General features: G+C 43.6%; 13 protein-coding genes and 1 pseudogene. 8 read left to right on the top strand and 6 right to left on the bottom strand.

The window, feature by feature from the left end; all coding sequences use genetic code 11:
* Positions 1-205: 205 nt before the first annotated feature.
* Positions 206-322, top strand: a complete 117-nt coding sequence (locus tag V7K35_RS22855; protein ID WP_273769737.1) for a photosystem II reaction center protein I — start codon at positions 206-208, stop codon at positions 320-322.
* A gap of 197 nt (positions 323-519) precedes the next feature.
* A complete protein-coding gene (locus V7K35_RS22850) occupies positions 520-3,456 on the top strand; it encodes a DUF3769 domain-containing protein (RefSeq protein ID WP_335081897.1) in 2,937 nt (978 codons plus the stop codon).
* Between the two features lie 575 nt (positions 3,457-4,031).
* On the opposite strand, the gene V7K35_RS22845 is transcribed toward V7K35_RS22850, so the two are convergent.
* The 3 genes from V7K35_RS22845 to murJ all read right to left on the bottom strand — a co-directional run bounded on the left by V7K35_RS22845 (position 4,032) and on the right by murJ (position 6,805).
* Positions 4,032-4,316: a hypothetical protein gene (locus tag V7K35_RS22845; RefSeq protein ID WP_335081894.1), complete on the bottom strand. Its 285-nt coding sequence runs from the start codon at positions 4,314-4,316 to the stop codon at positions 4,032-4,034.
* A 218-nt stretch (positions 4,317-4,534) separates the two neighbouring features.
* Positions 4,535-5,047 (bottom strand): outer membrane beta-barrel protein, encoded by a 513-nt coding sequence (locus tag V7K35_RS22840; RefSeq protein WP_335081891.1) that lies wholly within the window; start codon positions 5,045-5,047, stop codon positions 4,535-4,537.
* 153 nt (positions 5,048-5,200) lie between these two features.
* Positions 5,201-6,805 (bottom strand): murein biosynthesis integral membrane protein MurJ, encoded by a 1,605-nt coding sequence (murJ, locus tag V7K35_RS22835; RefSeq protein ID WP_335081888.1) that lies wholly within the window; start codon positions 6,803-6,805, stop codon positions 5,201-5,203.
* 183 nt (positions 6,806-6,988) lie between these two features.
* On the opposite strand from murJ, the gene V7K35_RS22830 reads away from it, so the two are divergent.
* Positions 6,989-7,234, top strand: a complete 246-nt coding sequence (locus V7K35_RS22830; RefSeq protein ID WP_335082036.1) for a sensor histidine kinase — start codon at positions 6,989-6,991, stop codon at positions 7,232-7,234.
* A gap of 106 nt (positions 7,235-7,340) precedes the next feature.
* Here the strand turns inward: V7K35_RS22830 and V7K35_RS22825 are convergent, their stop codons facing one another.
* On the bottom strand, positions 7,341-7,847 hold the full coding sequence (locus V7K35_RS22825) for a pentapeptide repeat-containing protein (protein WP_334973513.1): 507 nt from the start codon (positions 7,845-7,847) through the stop codon (positions 7,341-7,343).
* Between the two features lie 49 nt (positions 7,848-7,896).
* Positions 7,897-9,411 (bottom strand): LCP family protein, encoded by a 1,515-nt coding sequence (locus V7K35_RS22820; protein ID WP_335081886.1) that lies wholly within the window; start codon positions 9,409-9,411, stop codon positions 7,897-7,899.
* Positions 9,412-9,526: 115 nt separating this feature from the next.
* Between V7K35_RS22820 and V7K35_RS22815 the strand changes: the two genes are divergently transcribed.
* The 5 genes from V7K35_RS22815 to V7K35_RS22795 all read left to right on the top strand — a co-directional run bounded on the left by V7K35_RS22815 (position 9,527) and on the right by V7K35_RS22795 (position 15,049).
* On the top strand, positions 9,527-10,591 hold the full coding sequence (locus tag V7K35_RS22815; protein ID WP_335081884.1) for a mannose-1-phosphate guanylyltransferase: 1,065 nt from the start codon (positions 9,527-9,529) through the stop codon (positions 10,589-10,591).
* A 78-nt stretch (positions 10,592-10,669) separates the two neighbouring features.
* Entirely contained in the window at positions 10,670-10,966 is a 297-nt protein-coding gene (yidD, locus tag V7K35_RS22810) for a membrane protein insertion efficiency factor YidD (RefSeq protein ID WP_335081882.1), read from the top strand.
* Between the two features lie 31 nt (positions 10,967-10,997).
* On the top strand, positions 10,998-12,644 hold the full coding sequence (locus V7K35_RS22805; RefSeq protein ID WP_335081880.1) for an ABC1 kinase family protein: 1,647 nt from the start codon (positions 10,998-11,000) through the stop codon (positions 12,642-12,644).
* A gap of 589 nt (positions 12,645-13,233) precedes the next feature.
* Complete coding sequence (locus V7K35_RS22800; RefSeq protein ID WP_335081878.1) at positions 13,234-14,214, top strand: ABC transporter ATP-binding protein; 981 nt, start codon at positions 13,234-13,236, stop codon at positions 14,212-14,214.
* Positions 14,215-14,260: 46 nt separating this feature from the next.
* Complete coding sequence (locus tag V7K35_RS22795) at positions 14,261-15,049, top strand: ABC transporter permease (RefSeq protein ID WP_335081875.1); 789 nt, start codon at positions 14,261-14,263, stop codon at positions 15,047-15,049.
* Between the two features lie 415 nt (positions 15,050-15,464).
* Here V7K35_RS22795 and V7K35_RS29810 read toward each other — a convergent pair.
* Positions 15,465-15,556: pseudogene (locus V7K35_RS29810) on the bottom strand (transposase); the annotation flags it as partial.
* Between the last annotated feature and the right edge of the window lie 11 nt (positions 15,557-15,567).

Raw genomic sequence — 15,567 nt, 5'->3', positions numbered from 1 at the left:
TTTTAAGGGCATCTAAAAGTCAGACAACTGACATCTTGCACCATTCTCAATAACTGTAGGGTAGGCACTGCTAGTCCCCGATCTCCAAGTCCCCAGAGTCCTCTAAAAAAGGGACGAGATTTGGGTAATATAAAGGAGCTATCTTTTCTGCATGGCAGATCCTGAAAGAAAAGCTTTCTTTGTTTTACCCCTTGGAGATATTTCTATGCTGACTTTAAAAATCGCTGTTTATATTGTTGTTGCCTTCTTCGTAATTATCTTCGTCTTCGGATTTTTGTCGAACGATCCAGCTCGGAACCCCGGCCGTCGGGACTCAGAGTAAAAGGCGATAAATCATCCGCGAACTTTGGAAGGCGGAAGATACTAAACGCCGCGGAAACTTACTAAACTTTCGCCTAGTAAGTTTCTTCCTCCAAGTGGCTTACTGCAGGTAGCAGAAGGCGACAGTCGGAAGGCAATAATGTATATTTATCCTTCCGTCCGTCATTTGGCTGTTTGTTAGCCCGATTTTGCTCAAATATGCTTCATCCAGTTCTGCCACCCGATCCGCCTCCGATCCTCGAATCTTTACAACCTGTAAATCCCGCCCCATCTGCTAGTTATACAAAGTTTCTTTCAGTTGTAGAGACTGGAATGCAGGAAAAGACAGACAAATCCAAGCAGCCCAAGGATTTGATTCAGTTGGCAATTGCGGGTGACACCAACAGTAATCCGCCATTGCCAACTGAGATCAACTCAACTCAGGATGACTTGCTAGTTGTCAAAACTCCCTCTGTATCCCATCCACTAGAAATTTCCCCGATCACCGCACCTGGAAGTGCTGCACTTTTGGGGCAGTCGCTGGTTGTTGGTGATCCCACGCAGAAGGTTAAAACTTCTAATCGCCAAGATAAAGAAGACACAAAGCCAAGTCTGAGTGCCGGACGCCGACGCTCGGAACTTCTCCTCAGGTTGTCGCTGCACAAACAAAAGACGCAAATCGAAGGGACTGCGTTGCCAAGAAAAGTTGGAGCGGAGGCTTCCAATCTTGATGCAAAGCGCCTTGTGGTCAAACATGCCAACTTCGGAGAGTTCTCGACCTTGAATCAAGTGGTATTGGGAGACGCAAAACGTGAACCTTCTCAAAAACTCGGTGAGCGATTGCCAGATCCAAACTATAATGATGCAGAAAAACAAACTTTTTTGAACTCTGATAGTTTTAGCTATAGAGTTTCCCCAAATCCCCAAGTCGCTCAATCTTTGCGTCCTCTTCAAATTGCCCCAAGTCTCACAAACAGCAACAAGTTAGTCGAATCCAAGGCGGAAATTTTAGCTGAGAAGTTAACCCAGCAAAAACAGCAAAGTGATATTACTGCACCACAGTCTCTAAAAAGAGACAATATCTCTGTATCTGCTGCTGATCTTGCACCAAGTTCTCAATCAGTACAAAATTTTATAAAATTTAAGTCTCGCAGTCCGACAAACCAACTCTCAACGCCCATCACTGTAGAATTCAATTCCCAAATCCAGCAACAAGCTCAAATACCAACACCTACACCACAGGTAGATACTACTAATAAGCTACAAGGTCAACCAACAAATGCGCCAGCCAGCACGCCGCCAGCCAGACCGAGAATTGTGGAAGTCACTTCAGATCGGCAAGAGTATGACGAGCAACGGCGAATTATTACAGCTGTTGGGAATGTAGTTGTGCAATTTGATGGGGCGGTGGTGGATGCCGATCGCCTGCAAGTCAATTTAGACAACTTGATCGCTGCCGGGGAAGGCAACGTAACTTTAACACGGGGTGATCAGGTACTGCGTGGACAACGCTTTACCTATAACTTTGTTCAAGATAGTGGAGAACTGCTAAATGGTAGAGGAGAAATTTTCGTACCCTCAGCACAAACAGATTTTGCTTTCTTATCCACCGATGTAAGTGCTGGTGGAGTCCCAAAACGTCCGCCCAGCGATCGCATTTTAGCCAATCAGCCCGTTTCGGGTGTGAGCAGCCCTGGAGGAATTGATGTGACAATTGGTGGTCAGACAGGCGCTACCAACATCCCGCCACCAAAAACAGGCGGTGTAGTCAAGCGGCTCAGGTTTGAAGCTGAACACATTGACTTTTATCCGCAAGGCTGGCAAGCCAGAGATGTCCGCATCACCAATGATCCTTTTTCACCGCCAGAATTAGAGTTACGCGCAGATACAGTAACTCTGACGCGAGAATCACCCTTGGTAGACCGCATCAGGACACAGCGACAGCGTTTGGTATTGGATCAAAAGCTCTCTTTACCAATTCCGGTGAATGAGCGGACTATTGACCGCCGGGAGCGGGACGTTACACCTGCAATAGTCTCTCCCGGCTTTGATGGAAAAGATCGGGATGGTTTATATATTGAGCGTGGTTTTTCAGTGATCGATACAGACCAGACTCGCTGGACGATCACGCCCCAGTTGCTAGTAGAGAGAGCTGTGCAAGAAGGCACGGGTGACTTAGGCGCACTGTTTGCTGTGAAGACAAAGATAAATTCTGTTTTGAGTCCACGAACTGTAATTCAAGGGACTGGGGAGTTAACCAGTTTTGACTTAAACAAGGTGGAAGATAATTTGCGAGTGAATTTGGGATTGCGCCAAATAATAGGGACTTCCCTTCCCCATATCTTGAGTCTGCAATATAACTACCGCGATCGTCTCTACAACGGTACTCTCGGCTTTCAAACCGTCCAGAGCAGTATTGGCGGCATTATTACCTCTCCTGTGATTCCTTTAGGAAAAAGTGGTATCAACCTCACATATCAAGCAAGCGCTCGATATATCAATGCCAACACCGATCGCCAAGACTTACTAAAACCAGTGCGGGAAAACGATCGCATCTCACTAGGTCGTTTACAAGCCAGCGCTGCCCTCAGTAAAGGGCTGTTGCTGTGGCAGGGAAAACCATTACCACCCACTGCCACTGAGGGATTACGATACACAGCTAACCCTGTAGTTCCTTACTTGCAAGCGTTCGGTGTTCTTACGGGCACTACCAGTTATTACACCAATAGTGATAACCAAAGCACCCTAACTGCTACAATTGGCTTACAAGGGCAAATTGGTCATTTCTCTCGACCTTTTTTAGACTATACCGCCTTTAATATTAGTTATTCTCAAGGCTTAAATAACGGATTATCACCCTTTTTGTTTGATCGCTCCGTTGATAACAAAGTGTTGAGCGCTGGGATATCACAGCAAATCTACGGACCTTTTCGCTTAGGCTTTCAAACATCTGTTAACTTGGATACTGGTAGAGAAGCTAGCACCGACTACATTGTGGAATATAGCCGTCGCACCTATGGCATCACCTTCCGTTACAATCCAGTGCTGGAGTTAGGTGGCTTCAGCATCCGAATTAGTGATTTTAACTGGGGTGGCGGCACTGATCCATTTTCGGAAATTAAGCCAGTAGTAAACGGCGTGCAACAGGATTATTAGTCAATCGATTTTGGATTTTAAATTTTGGATAATGGAATTTACCCCAACCACTTTTTGGCTTGGGGCAATCAATTTTAGATTTTAGATTGGAAGAAAATACCTAGAGGCCGCCGTGTTTTTATTTGAACAATTCTTCAATTTACAGCAGTTTTCATGTATTTAAACCACATCTATCGAAGGGGCACAGCAATGCTCATTGGCGTCAACTTAAAGTGAAAGCCAGTCTAGAAACAGCTTTTAGAGATTGTCTCGTTCCCAGTCTCCGACTGGGAATACCTAATGAGAGGCTCTGCCTCAACACTAGCGGCAGAGCCACAATGAAGGAGCATTTCCAGCCAGAGGCTGGAAACGAGGTTTTAAGTTGACACGCATGAGCATTGCTGTGCCCCTATCGCATGGTCTATTTACCTGAAAATAGCTGTAAAATCCAAAATGAACGGGGCGGGGCATGAACCGAAATAATTTTTAATCTAAAATTGGCACGGTCAAATAGTTATCAGTTGCCCTACCCGACACTTGATTCTCTAGCCACAATGGATACTCTCTATTTACAGATTTTCTAACTTTTGCCCAGTCTAAGGACTTGGCACGACTCGACAGCCGATCGCACAATTGGTTAATGCACTACCAGGTATTCTCAGGTTGGCATAATCGCCGCTTAGTTGAACACGTGACGCTGGTTGGTGTAGAGTTGCACAGCATCTCTGAACTGCGGCTTGGTACTCTCGCCATTGCTTACGGATTGCTATACTTGCAGCATCGTTACCTAAGTCTGAAAATCTTAGTCCCGCTCGAATTAGCCAAGATTCCACGTCAGTTGTTTCACCCAGTATTTCTGGAATGGGATTAATCTTTTCCATGAGTAATATCTTATACGTGTATTCACGATTACTCATTTCACTTTAAGATAAAGGATGAATACTAGCCAATATAATTTTTTCTCAAAATCATAAATAAAAATGATTAATAAAAATCATACCTGAGTATGAATACCCAGATATGACCAATGAATTACTATTACGGCTGGCAAACATCATTGCTTTAGTTTCCGAATAAGCCATTTTCTAGCTTGTAATCACTAGAAGCGATAGCCTAATCCAGCTTGAAAGCTGATAGCATCAGCATCACTATTTCTGTAGGCGTCAATGCCCCATTTAGTATCGCCGTAGGCAATGACATTCTTGCTAACTTCTGATTCAACACCAAGGGTGACTACAGGTGCATTCTGATTGCCCAATGGGGTTTTTTGACCTTCGTCAGTTACAAAAGAATAACCACCACCGAAGTAAACGTTAGTATTTTTGGCGATGGGCGCATCGTAAGTTAGTATAGGCATAATTGCGGCAGCATCACCACCATACAGCACAGAACCCCGCAGTGAAAGAGGTGTTTTGGGAACGGCGTAGCGTCCTTGAATATTACCCCCAACTTGTGCCTCATCGTTTCCTTGTCCGCCACTGGTTGCACCAACAGCAACACCAGCACCGATGTAATTGCCGTTTGTACCAACAGTTTGAGCAGAAGCAATTCCCGCTGAGAAAACAATGGAAGCAACAGCAAGGAAAGACGTAGCTAATTTTGTAAGTTTCATAGAATTCTTCTCACCAGAGTTAAGTAAAATCAATATTCTCTAGTACTAGAATCTCTTTTTTTACAAAATGTAACCTCGCACATTTGGCTCACCCAAATGGCTGAATTATTAATCACCCATTTGGGTGTACCAACTGAAATTTTAAAATAACAGTTACTTCTTCAAAAAGCGCTGACGTAGACGAGATATAAAAATATTCACCTCTGCTATTTTCATTGATGAAGCGATCGCAGCAAACACCGCAATCCCCACGAAGCCAGATACACACAACTGCAACAGCAATATCAGTAAACCCGTTTTACCTAACAACTGCTGAGAACCAACCAAAGTCCCATAGCTTGCTACCCCAGCGACTACGCTACCAGCAGTCAAACCCAAAATCGGCAAACTCCACTCACGCCAAGGTAAACCATTAAGTTTGCGATCGAGCAACCATAACAGCATTAACATTGAACTGCAATTTACACCCACTGTTGCCAACACCAAACCGGGAGCGCCAAAAGGTTTAACGAAAAACGAATCTAATAAGATGTTGAGCAAGATGTTAAAAACACTGATGCGAAAAGGTGTCTGTCCATCGCCTAAAGCATAGAATACTCGCACCAAAACATCACGTCCCAAATAGACAAACATCCCAATCCCATAAGCGACTAACAATGATGAAACTAGCTGTGTAGCTTCTGGCTTGAAAGCACCACGTTCATATACCACCTGCACAATAGGTACAGATAGCGCCACCATCAGCGCCCCTAACGGTAGCATGGTGAAGGCAGTCAGTAGCAATCCTTGGCGAATGCGTAATTTTAACTCTGGCCAATTTTCTGGGCTGGCTAGTTTGGCAAATATCGGTAATAAGGGCAGCAAAATGATATTAGAAATAATCCCTAAAGGAGTTTGTACTAATAGATTTGCATAGTTAAATCCTGCCGCAGCACCAGGGATAGGACTGGCAAAATAAAGGTCAGTGGCGACATTAATTGGCATCATTCCAGAGGAAATTGTTGCCGGAGTCATGATTTTAATTACTTCTTGAACGCCTGGAGATTTAAACTCAAACCGCAGGCGTAATGTGCCTAATCCTAACCGCCACTGGACAATTAGCTGCACTAACCATTGGAGAATGGCTCCTGCCAAGGTTCCCCAAGCTAACACCATTCCACCGATTAAGGCGGACTCCGGCTTAATAATGTCCTTGCCCAGTTCCATAGCCAAGATACCAAGACCGCCAACAACGGTAATACTGGATAATAAAGGACTAATGGAGAGTAACCAATATTGATTGGCTGTATTGAGAGTACCGAAGCCAATGCCAATTAAACCGGCAAATAAAGCCATCGGTGCCATAATGCGGATCTGTTGAATTGCGATCGCTCTGGTTGTCTCTTGCAAACCTTGACCGACAAAATCAATGATCGCATCCGCAAAGAAAATCTGAGCAACTGTTACCAACAACAGCAATCCACCTACCAGCGTTGTCACGGTTTCCACTAGGGGAGCCGCTTCTTCTCGCCGACGCTTGGCTAAAACGCTGACAATTGCACTGTGTAATGGACCGTTTACGCCACCTAGTAATATTAATAGAAAGCCAGGGATAATATAGGCATAACTATAGGCAGTGGCAGCTGCACCAACACCAAAAGCGGCAGCGATCGCTTGCTGCCGCACTAAACCGAAGACTTTACTAATTAATGTAGCTGTGGCAACAATGCCAGCAATTCCAGCGAAAGAACGAGAGGGTTTTTGGTCTTGTTGTGTCACGAATAATACCCGACAACTCTTGCAGAGTGCATACTTTAAAACATTTAACCTGAAATCCCGCAGTTTGTCAGGTAAATTTTCACAAATTAGTGATTTTAAATGCCTACGCCAAGGGTGAAGGCAGAGCGATAAAGGTATTTGAAATTTTTTCAACCGTGTCCAATAATACCTTTAGTTATCTAGATTAGTACGCAAGCCGTTAATAACCAGATTGTAATTAGAATAGCTAATAATGGTCATGGGATTCCAGAAGAGGTGCGATCGCACATGTTTGACCCCTTCATCACCAAAGCACCAGGTAAAGATACACGCTTAGGATTATCTATCAGCTATCAAATAATAGTTGAAAAACATCATGGTCAGATTAAATGTTCCTCTAAACCAGGAGAAGGAACAGAGTTTTTGATTGAAATTCCCAGCAGTAATTAGAGGTAACTGGTTTTTGACAATTCTCGGTCAATCTTAAGTAAAGGAGCGAGGATAAGTAGAGGTTTCTTCTGTTCTCCGATGTTTTTATGCTCAACGCACAGATTCTTTACTTACAACCCAAACTGTCTCGCGTTAACACACCCGTAATTGAATTTACTCCATCGGCTCTTTCACACAATAGCGACACTTGATAACGGTCAATCAAAGCGTCTGTAAAATCAGCGCCTGTAATTTCGGCATCGTAAAAGCGGCTGCTTGTCAAAGTTGCTTCTGTAAAAATCGCATTTTTTAGGTTAGCACTATCCATAGTCACGCGATCGACTAAAGCACCGCTCAGGTTCGCGCCTTCCAGATTTGCTTTTAATAAAACTCCTTTAGTGAGAATTGCGTTGGTTAAATTCGCTCCTTGGAAATTCGCCCCTCGCATTTCGGCTGCTACAAAAGTCACACCTGCCAAATCAGCATTAGAAAAGTCACGATTTTCTAAATTTATATTGTTGTAGTTGATTGTATTTAGTTGAGCAAAAGCAGGTTTTGGACTAAGTATTATCCACAAAAATGCTAGTATTAAAATTACAATTAAACCAAAAAAACGAAGTAAAATCTTTTTCATAACTTTATTATTTGTAGAGGCGCAAAGCTAGCTGTGCGCCTCTAGTAACTTATTTCCAATCTTTACCAATGCGGATTGTGAGATCAGATTCTAAATCACCAATCGCCGACACCTCGATTTGACCCAAGCCTAAGACTTTTTGCAAATCAACTCCAACTTGTCGGTTGCCTTTTTGGACAACAATCTGAGTTTGACGTTGGGTATCTGGCCAATCAGGCACTTTGTAAATATTAGTAAAGCCTTTCTGTTTGAGATAAGCAATAACTTTTTCAGTTAGCTGAGGTTGATTGGAAGCATTTTGAATAGCAATTTTGAGGTTAGGAACCCGGCGCATATCTGGCTTTAGACCAGGTACATTTACCCCAACATAATCATTCAACAGGCTCTGTTGTCCAGTCATGTTCAGCCAATAGCTATCAGGGTCTTTGCTAAAACGGCTAAACGTACCAGGCAACACGGTCATTTGGAAATTATCCCGATCCAAGTTGAGTCCGAAATTCACCAACGCCATCATTTCTTCCATCTTCAGGTTGGTATCAAAATATTTTCGCATTAAGCGAGTTAATTGAGGCAACCTGGGTAAGACGGTGGGATTATTAAGGCGTTGCAGCAGGGCTGCTATTAGTGCTTGCTGACGCTGCACTCTCGGTAAATCTCCCAAACCTGGGTCGCGGAACCGGGCAAACTGTTCTGCTTGTTCGCCGTTGATGGTTTGCCAGCCACTTACTAAATTAATCGACAGCCGACTGCTAGAGTCTTTATACTCCATTGATTTGGGAACAAAGACCTCTACTCCACCTAACTGATCGACTAACTGCCGTAAGCCGCTGGTAGAAATGCGGATGTAACGATCAATTGGGGCATTATTTAAGGTACGGCTAACTACCCGCGCTGCCAAGACTGGGCCGCCTTTGGCATTGGCATCAGATACCTTAGTTAATCCCTTTTCTCCCTTTTCTGGGATGGCGATCATCGTATCTCTGGGAATGGAAAGCACCCGTACAGATTTTTCACTAGGGTTGAGCCGTACCAGCAGCATGGTGTCGCTTTTCCCAGCAAAACTTTCTGGTGAACCATCAACAGTACCGTTGACTGGTTCAATCCCCATAATTAAAATATTCATCGGTCGTGAAAGCTGGTACTGGGAGAGTTTGCTCCATAACTCCCCTGGTAGTGGTATTTTTATATCGTCTTTAGCAGTAGTTCCTAAATCTTCATCTGTTCGATCTAGATTGCTCCACAACGGAGTCCAAAGTGCTAACGTTGATACCAGTAACCCAGATAAAATGATGCCAATGACCACCGTCATGATCCACAACAGCCATCGAGGCATGGTCAAGCCCAGTCTCTCATAAAGCTGATTGGGAATTGCACCCACTGATTCGACGACGCTACGGTTCGGATTCGCTGGCTGGTTTAGTTCTATCTCCTCCTGTGTGTCTGCTACTGGTGCAGGCGTTACCTGATTTTCCGGGCGTTGAATTTGCTGCGATCGCACCTCAGTTTCAAATGCTACTTGCTGAGATCCAAGCGGATTTTCCGACCATTCGACTTGTTTTATCACAATTATCTCCCCACTCAACCACTCCCTAAAAGTATGTTAATCCAAGCTACAAATATTGCCAGTGGAAAAGCTCACTGTAAACTTGTAATGTTCTTCGGTAGGCGTGTATGACAACATGAATACTTTATTGTTCCCCGTAATCCTTGCTGGTGGTAAAGGTGAACGTTTTTGGCCCCTGAGTCGCAAAGACCGACCCAAGCAATTTTTAAGTCTTGATGGTAGCTCTAGAAGTCTATTACAAGCAACCGCCGATCGATTGATAGAACTCGGTGGCGGGTGGCATTCCTTGTGGGTAATAACTTCTAGTCAGATAGCTGAAGGGGTACGTCAACAATTACCTGATCTACCAGTTGAAAACTTACTGATCGAGTCGGAAGGAAGAGACACTGCCGCAGCCGTTGCTTGGACAAGTTTAGAAATCAAACAGCGCTATGGAGAAGACGCTGTTATTGGCTTTTTCCCTGCTGACCACTGGATTGCTGACCAAAAGGCGTTTGCACACACATTAAGCGCGGCTACGCAACTGGCAGCAAGCACAGCAGCGATCGTTACACTGGGGATCAAGCCTACTTTTCCATCAATCGGTTACGGCTATATTGAACAAGGTGAAAAAATAGGTAGATTTAATGAGTTGCCAGCTTATCACGTCAACCGTTTTACTGAAAAGCCCAACCGTGAAACAGCCGAGACTTTTTTATCTACGGGACGCTTTAGCTGGAATAGTGGAATGTTCGTTTTTCGGGCAGGGGTTGTTCTCAAAGAACTACATACCCATGCACCAGAAATTATCGAACCTTTAGAACAACATGGTCCTGATATCTATCCCCAGTTGCCTAAGAAGAGTATAGACTATGCGTTAATGGAAAAGACAACTTTAGCATACGTTTTGCCAGTTGATTTTGGTTGGGATGATTTAGGAGATTGGAATGCGATCGAGCGCTTACTCAAAACAGAGGAGACTCCCAATGTAGAACTCGGTACACATGTAGGACTGGATACGCAGGGGGCGATTATTTATGCCTCCAATCCAGAGGATGTAGTTGTTACTATTGGGTTAGAGGATGTGGTGATTGTGCGCGATCGCAATGTCACCCTCGTTGTCAAAAAAGAACGTACCCAGGAAATCAAGCAGATCCTAAAAATTCTCCAAAGCGATTCCCGATTTACTGACCTGCTATAAAAGTTAAAACCCTTGGCAGAGGCGAAAAAGTCTATTTTTCCATTATAACTTGACAGTCTGTTATTCTATCTGACAGTTATGGACATTATTAGCTTTGAGCCTCTGGCCAAGACAATGGCAATCGAGTCTATTACTGCCTATCAAAAATATATTTCTCCGTTCAAAGGATTTAGTTGTTCCCATCGCTTATTACACGGCGGGGATTCCTGCTCTAATTACGTCAAAACTCTTCTGAGTGAACAAAAGCTCGACCAAGCCGTACAATCATCCATAAAAAGATTTCAAGACTGTGGCGCAGCTAGCAAAACTTTAACCAGTAGCAAAGCTAGAGCCAACTTCCGTTGTATTGTCATCCCCTGCTGCTTACCTCTTTAACTCGTCTGCGTCTTTGCAGTTCTTTACAAAAATGTTCCTCACCCAAACTGTTCCCCGTCAACGAGAAATTCTGGAAGTATTCCTTCGCAATGGCTGGGACTATATGCGAAGGTTACTTACTGGTGGCAAAGCTGATGAACCCCAGCTACCTACACCTGCGGTTTTAAAAAATATCCTGGTAGACTTGGGGCCAGTTTACGTTAAACTTGGTCAGCTAATGTCTACGCGTCCAGATTTACTGAACGCTGCCTACATTGAGGAACTATCAACTTTACAAGACGAAGTACCGCCAGTTCCTTGGTCAGAGATAGAAATAATCCTCCGTAAAGAATTAAAACTTTCACTAGCAGAAACCTTCAGCGTAGTTAACCCGATTCCCGTAGCGGCGGGATCAATTGCCCAGACACATCGAGCCACATTAATAGACGGTCGAGAAGTCGCTCTTAAGGTGCAACGTCCGGGAATTGATATTACTATTGCTCAAGATATTGCTTTAATTCAAGGTATTGCCGATTTAGTGGCGCGGACTGAGTTTGGGCAAACCTACGAAATCAAATCTATCGCCGAAGAATTCACCAAAGCATTAGAAGCCGAGTTAGATTTTACACGGGAAGCGGGTTTTACAGACCAACTGCGGCGCAACTTATCTAAAAGTCGCTGGTACGATCCTACGCAAATAGTGGTTGCGGAAATTAACTGGGAATTGACCACAGAAAAATTACTGGTGATGGAATGGCTGGATGGGGTGCCGTTTTTGTTAGCGGATTTGGAGAACAACAATAATGGTAAAGACCCAGATGTAAAGCGTAAAGAAATAACTACTTTGTTATTTCGGGTATTTTTTCAGCAACTATATATTGATGGCTTTTTTCACGCTGATCCCCATCCAGGAAACTTGTTTTATCTCAAAGATGGTCGTGTTGCCCTCTTAGACTGTGGCATGGTGGGAAGACTTGATCCCCGCACACAGCAGATATTAACAGAAATGTTGTTAGCGATCGTTGATTTAGATGCTCAAAGGTGCGCTCAGTTAACTTTGCAGCTATCAGATTCTGCTCAACCAGTAATTTTGTCGCGGTTAGAAAATGATTACGATCGCATGTTGCGAAAGTATCACAACGTCAGTCTCACGCAAATAAACTTCAGTCAGATAATTTATGAAGTTTTACAAGTTGCCCGCAACAATAAAATTAGATTACCTAGTAATATGGGTTTGTATGCCAAAACTCTAGCGAATTTAGAGGGTGTGGCGCGGACATTCAACCCTGAGCTTAACTTTTTTGATGAAGTTAAACCATTAATTACAGACTTGTTTCGTCGGCAATTACTGGGTGATAATCCAGTGCGATCGCTATTACGGACAGCCTTAGATATTAAAAGTCTGTCTCTCCAATCTCCTCGCCAAATCGAACTATTATTAGACCGAGTTACCTCAGAAACCTTACAGTGGAATCTATCGCTGCGGGGTTTGGATGGCGTGCGGCGCACTATGGACGATGCAGCTAACCGACTATCTTTTAGTATTTTAGTGGGTTCGCTGATTATGGGTGCGGCAATTATTTCCACCAAAGCGCAGACAACTCAGCTATCTTTTTTAAGCACCACCCTGTTTGCAGTCGCTAGTTTATTGGGTTTGTGGTTAATTATTAGTACATTGCGATCGGGACGTTTACGGTAAAACCTATATGCTGTGCTAGGAAATCATGATCGCTCTCACTGGCAAAAATTCTTGCTTTCCTATTTGGAAACACAGATACATATAGCAGTTTGTAACTGAATGAGGTACAGAGCCTAGACTATAAAGCCAGGTATAAAACCTATTTTGCTTACGATTGTGCCAATTTTAGATTTTAGATTTAAAGAAAAATCTAAAATCTAAAATTGAATGACTCCTAATTTGTAACCGTTCACGGGGGTAAAACATTTGCCTAAATGTCTAAAGCTATTTTTAACAAGGCTTAAGGGTGATTTCTGGTATGAGATAATCACTTTCCTTAATGCCTAAAAGACAATTGGCATCCCAGTATAGGACTTTTCCCTACTCAAAATTACCCCGAAAAAATCAAATCTAGACTGGTTTTCATCCTGTTTCCGTGTGATTTTATATCGGGCACTTTTTTGATCACCCTGTGAACGGTTCCCTTAACTCCTGCTGTAAACACTGTTAAACACCAATGATTTATGTGTGTTTACCTTGAAGTTCTGATTGGTGGAAGCCGCCGCTCAGACTTTTCTCTGTGTACATCTGTGGTTCTAATACAAAAAATATGTCAATCATCATTGCTGAAAATTTGAGTAAATCTTATCCAGTGGCAGTTAAAAGTCCGGGTATTAAAGGTACAATCACTCACCTTTTTCGCCGTACCTACCGTTCAATTAAAGCAGTTCAAGACGTTTCCTTTGAAATTGCCCCTGGTGAAATAGTGGGGTTTTTGGGCCCAAATGGAGCTGGTAAAACCACCACACTGAAAATGCTCACGGGGCTGATTCATCCCTCTAACGGTACAATCTCAGTAGCTGGACAAATTCCGTTTCATCGTAAAGAAGCATTTTTGCAAAAAATCACCTTGGTAATGGGGCAAAAGCAGCAGCTAATTTGGGACTTGCCAGCGCTGGATTCTTTAAAAATTAACGCCGCTGTATATAACATCTCTGATAAAGAGTTCCAGCGCCGGGTGGGAGAATTAACAGAGATGCTTTCCTTAGAAGGTAAACTTACCCAACCAGTACGGAAGCTATCTTTGGGTGAGCGAATGAAAGCAGAATTGCTAGCAGCACTTTTGCACCGTCCCCACGTATTATTCCTAGATGAACCAACGCTGGGATTGGATGTAAATGCTCAAGCAGCAGTGCGCGAGTTCTTGCGCGAGTACAATCAGCTTTATCAGGCTACAGTGCTGTTGACGAGTCATTACATGGCTGACATCACAGCTTTGTGTCAACGGGTGCTGTTGATTCATCAGGGGAAGCTGATGTATGACGGTAGTTTAGATGGACTGCTGGAACGTTTTGCCCCGTACCGAGAAGTCCATATAGAATTAGCCCAACCTCTACCGATAGAAAAACTTATGACCTATGGTGATGTGCAACTCTTAGAAGGGCGAGCAGTGCGTTTTATGGTTTCGAGAGAGGCGCTCACCCGCACTGTTTCTCAGATTTTGGCGGATTTGGAGGTAATTGATTTAACAGTTACCGAACCGTCCGTGGAAGAAGTGATTGGACGAGTTTTTCAGGCAGGTGTCGTGTAGTGAGTGCTGCGAGGAATAGAGTTGCTAAGAGGAGAATGCACCACAAATGAAAAAGATTATTAGAAAAGCTCTAACTTTACTGTCAGTATATTACGCCTATTCGGTTGAGTATCGAGCAGAACTAATCTTTTGGGTTTTGTCTGGTTCTTTGCCGATTATCCTCATGGGTATCTGGATACAGGCGGCACAAGGCGGACAGTTCGGGCTATCACCTGTGGATTTTGGCCGTTACTTCATCACGGTTTTCATTGTTAGGCAACTCACTGCTGTTTGGGTAATTTGGGACTTTGAAACAGAGGTATTGGAAGGCAAGCTTTCGCCCAAGTTGCTACAACCACTCGATCCAGTATGGCATCATGTTGCGAGGCATATTTCTGAAAGATTTACTCGACTAATGTTTACTTTTCTATTAGTGGCATTATTTTTTATTCTTTATCCCCAAGGTTTTTGGTTACCAAGTTTGAGTAGATTTTTGCTGTTTACATTGGCGGCGGTGCTAGCTTTTGCTTTGCGGTTTACGATTCAGTACAGCTTTGCTATGTTCGCCTTTTGGACAGAGCGGGCTAGCGCTTTAGAAAATTTTTGGTTGTTATTTTATCTATTTTTATCTGGTTTGATAGCACCTTTAGAGGTCTTTCCAGAACCTGTGCAAAGAATAGTCATGTTTACACCTTTTCCTTATTTGATTGATTTTCCTGCGAGTCTTTTGGTAGGGCTACCCGTAGATATAGGGCGAGGATTTGGGTCAATGGTAGGTTGGATATTATTGTTTTTGGGTGTGAATCGCTTGCTGTGGCGTGCGGGTTTGAAGCGGTACTCTGGAATGGGAGCATGAACTGATATATCCTACCTCACGATTTGCTGGACTAACCCTGTCAGTCTCAAACTGGGAATGCCTACTCTTAGGCTCCGCCTTCCTAACTCGCGGCAGAGCCGCAATGAACAGCATTTCCAGCCAGAGCCTGGAAACGAGGTTTGAAAAGGGTTTTGGCTTAAGTTGACACCAATGGGCAATGCCGTGCCCTTAGAGGTTGTTTGAAAAGTGATATGTTGTAATTCTTTTATCGAATTATTACCCCCCTTAGTCCCCCCTTATAAAGGGGGGAAATAAGAAAATCCGGTTCCCTCCCCAATATATCGGGGAGGGTTAGGGTGGGGTAAAAAATATTTGATACATCAATCATGACTTTTCAAACATCCTCTTACACCTCGCGATATAATCTTGCACCGCATCTGAATGGGAACCGCTATAAAGCGCTGTCTAATACGAAGCTAGTAAAAAAGCCATAACAGTTTCTAACTGGCTCAATTGCTCATCGGCGCAAAGAATTTGCAATGCCTGTTAGATTTTGC

The organism is Nostoc sp., assembly GCF_036917275.1.
Classification (GTDB): Bacteria; Cyanobacteriota; Cyanobacteriia; order Cyanobacteriales; family Nostocaceae; genus Nostoc.
The sequence above is the reverse complement of the archived record's forward strand: the minus strand, read 5'-3'. Positions and strand labels throughout refer to the sequence as shown.

Excerpts from the sequence above, each read along its gene's own strand:
- V7K35_RS22855 (WP_273769737.1), top strand. The coding sequence starts at position 206 with ATGCTGACTTTAAAAATCGCTGTTTATATTGTTGTTGCCTTCTTCGTA.
- V7K35_RS22850 (WP_335081897.1), top strand. The coding sequence starts at position 520 with ATGCTTCATCCAGTTCTGCCACCCGATCCGCCTCCGATCCTCGAATCT.
- V7K35_RS22845 (WP_335081894.1), bottom strand. The coding sequence starts at position 4,316 with ATGGAAAAGATTAATCCCATTCCAGAAATACTGGGTGAAACAACTGAC.
- V7K35_RS22840 (WP_335081891.1), bottom strand. The coding sequence starts at position 5,047 with ATGAAACTTACAAAATTAGCTACGTCTTTCCTTGCTGTTGCTTCCATT.
- V7K35_RS22825 (WP_334973513.1), bottom strand. The coding sequence starts at position 7,847 with ATGAAAAAGATTTTACTTCGTTTTTTTGGTTTAATTGTAATTTTAATA.
- V7K35_RS22815 (WP_335081884.1), top strand. The coding sequence starts at position 9,527 with ATGAATACTTTATTGTTCCCCGTAATCCTTGCTGGTGGTAAAGGTGAA.
- yidD (WP_335081882.1), top strand. The coding sequence starts at position 10,670 with ATGGACATTATTAGCTTTGAGCCTCTGGCCAAGACAATGGCAATCGAG.
- V7K35_RS22805 (WP_335081880.1), top strand. The coding sequence starts at position 10,998 with ATGTTCCTCACCCAAACTGTTCCCCGTCAACGAGAAATTCTGGAAGTA.
- V7K35_RS22800 (WP_335081878.1), top strand. The coding sequence starts at position 13,234 with ATGTCAATCATCATTGCTGAAAATTTGAGTAAATCTTATCCAGTGGCA.
- V7K35_RS22795 (WP_335081875.1), top strand. The coding sequence starts at position 14,261 with ATGAAAAAGATTATTAGAAAAGCTCTAACTTTACTGTCAGTATATTAC.